Below are 2,473 nucleotides of genomic sequence, written 5' to 3'. Positions count from 1 at the left end.
CCCAAAGCATTTTCCAGCTCGGCACAACGTAACTTCCAGCCTCTGGCTTCTGCCTCGTCCGTCATGTTCATGATGAGCAGCATGGGGTGGCCGGTTTCCAGCAATTCGGCGGTCAAGGCGAGATGGCGTTCCAGATTGGAAGCATCAACAATGTTGACAATCAGGTTTACCGGGGTATCCAGCAGAAAATCCCGAGCGACCCGTTGATCCTCTCCGCCGCCACCCATCAGGCTGTAAACGCCGGGAAGATCGATAACCGAAACTTTCTTCTTGGCAAGCTGCAGGCTGCCGCTGCGTTTTTCTACCGTGACTCCCGGCCAGTTGCCGACCTGCTGGTGGGCACCGGTGAGCAGGTTGAACACCGTGGTCTTGCCACAGTTGGGATTACCCGCAAGAACAATGCTGTGTTCGGACAGGACTGGGGCTGCTTTTCCCTGACTTTCATGACAAGCACTCATGCGGATAGCTCCGTAACCCATATTTTCTGAACCATGCTGTTGCCGATGGCAAAACGCGCCCCGTTGATTTGAATGACTACCCCACGTTTGTTGGGGCCGTGGACAATTTGTAGTGCGACTCCCGGACGAATACCCAGCATCTGCAGACGTTGCTGCATAGTCCGATCACCAGCAATTCGGTCAATGCGCGCGGAGGCAGCGCCGGGTAACTGATCCAGACTGCGTGAAGGGTTTTCAGGAGTGAGATTGTGCATGTTCATGGATGAATAGGCTTCCTGATTCAATATTCAAAAAAATTCGAGGTGCAGACGCAAAATACCGACCAGAGCATCCGGGTAATAACCGGAAGGATGCTGGATGTATTGCAAATCCGGCTGAATATTGATGTGCTCTGTTACTTTTGCCAGATAAGTGAGTTCATAGCTGGTTTCAGCGGGATGGATGCTGGCTGGTTCCACATCCAGCCCCGCAGCGACGGCCTCAGGGCGTAGCCAGGCTCTGGCCATACCAATGGAAATGCTGTCGTCCGGGCGGTCTGCTAAGGGATGCCCGAGCCGCAAGCCCACGCCCAGGTACCAGGGGACGGGATTGAAGTTTTGCGGCGCTGCCCCGGCCTGCAGGAATGCGCCAAGCTGACGTTCATCCGGCAGTGTCCAGTTTCCTTCGACGATGCCATAGGCACCGGCCGTGCTGGGTGATAAGCCATAAAGTTCGGGGTTGGCCTGCTGGTAGCGCCAGGCACCGATTTTTATTTCATATTGGCCATATTCATCGGTATTGTCCTCCATATCTTCGTCGGCTTTGTGACCCCAGTGCAGAGCGCCTTCCCACAGAGCCATGTAGCCTCGTTCAAAAGCAGAGGTCTGATGCTGTGGGTCACCCTGAAAAATCGCTAATTTGTTACTCACATTTTGCGTGTGTGTGCTGACCAGCAGGCCGAGACCAGAATAGGGATAGGTAGCAGTACCAGGAACATTGACCGTGATGGTGGGCGACATGCCAAAAGAGCTGTTGATCAATTGCAGGGCATTGGCGGCAACATCAAAATAATAGTTGACGTCCATATAACCGACCCGGGTGTTGAGCCAGTCATTCCAGCGTTGCCGATAGGCGGCATCGTAAAAACGGACGGCATTGGGCGCCCAGATATTACTGGCAGTCTGAATGTCACCACTATAGTTTTGCTGAATGCCACTACTGTAAATGCCCATCAGGGAGAGGGTGAATTTGCCTCCCTTCCAGAGCCCGGCTTTGTCGGTGTCATATTCAGCCCCGATTTGTCCGACAATATTGCCTTCACTGCCCTGCTTGATTCCTCCCGAAAAATTGGAAAAAATCTCGCTGTCCAGATGTCCTGCCCAGGATAGCCCGTTGCCGATGTGGGTATAAGCAGGTAAGTACTTGGCAGAAAGTCCGGGGGTGTTGGGTATGGAGGATTCCGGGTTGCTGTCAGCAGCATCAGCGCAACCGATTGCAGGACAGCCCAGAAAAGACGCCGCACAAAGTGCAGTCGCCACGGAAAAAGTCAGGCGAGACATTGCAGATACGCTCCGTTATTAGAATGTTAACGATAATGATTCTTAATATTATAGAGACTGTTGGCAATGTCAATATTTTCGGATTATTTTTTTGCGGGAGGCTGGAGCCGATGCCGGGCCAAAGTCGCGGCAAAGCTTCCCGGCCCGGAATCGGCTCCAGATTGGGCTAGTGAAGTCCCTTTAGGGTCTGGGCGAGATTTTTAGCATCCAGAACCTGCCAGACAATTTGTGGCTGATTGTGGCTATCCATGTAAAGCATGGTAGGGACAGTTTTCTGGCCGGTGGCTTCGAGTATGCTCAGGTTGTTTTTCAGTGCTTTTTCAGTTGCCGTACTGGGCAGAATTTCCCGGATGGCACCATCATGACCTTTTTCCGTAAATCCTTTTTCATTTTCCCATAGGGCCTTCAGTGGGTTTTTCGCCTCCAGAATCGCGGCAGCTTTGCCGGTACTGGAAGGTTCCAGAAAGCCCACGGGAA

General features: G+C 52.8%; 3 protein-coding genes and 1 pseudogene. All 4 read right to left on the bottom strand.

The window, feature by feature from the left end; genetic code table 11:
* Positions 1 to 458 (bottom strand): FeoB small GTPase domain-containing protein (locus AC2VLY_RS03220; RefSeq protein ID WP_486921762.1); only part of this gene is annotated, 458 nt, incomplete at its 3' end.
* The gene (locus AC2VLY_RS03215) at positions 455 to 718 is read right to left on the bottom strand and encodes a FeoA family protein (RefSeq protein WP_227485373.1); all 264 of its coding nucleotides are present in this window, start codon (positions 716 to 718) and stop codon (positions 455 to 457) included. The genes AC2VLY_RS03220 and AC2VLY_RS03215, both read right to left, overlap by 4 nt.
* 27 nt (positions 719 to 745) lie before the next feature.
* Entirely contained in the window at positions 746 to 1,996 is a 1,251-nt protein-coding gene (locus tag AC2VLY_RS03210) for a carbohydrate porin (protein ID WP_486921761.1), read from the bottom strand.
* Positions 1,997 to 2,162: 166 nt separating this feature from the next.
* Positions 2,163 to 2,473, bottom strand: a pseudogene (locus tag AC2VLY_RS03205) (hypothetical protein); the annotation flags it as partial.

The organism is Acidithiobacillus sp. TH-A36 (assembly GCF_057473445.1).
The sequence above is the reverse complement of the archived record's forward strand: the minus strand, read 5'-3'. Positions and strand labels throughout refer to the sequence as shown.

Coding starts and splice junctions, on each gene's coding strand:
- AC2VLY_RS03210 (WP_486921761.1), bottom strand. CDS start 1,996: ATGTCTCGCCTGACTTTTTCCGTGGCGACTGCACTTTGTGCGGCGTCT.
- AC2VLY_RS03215 (WP_227485373.1), bottom strand. CDS start 718: ATGAACATGCACAATCTCACTCCTGAAAACCCTTCACGCAGTCTGGAT.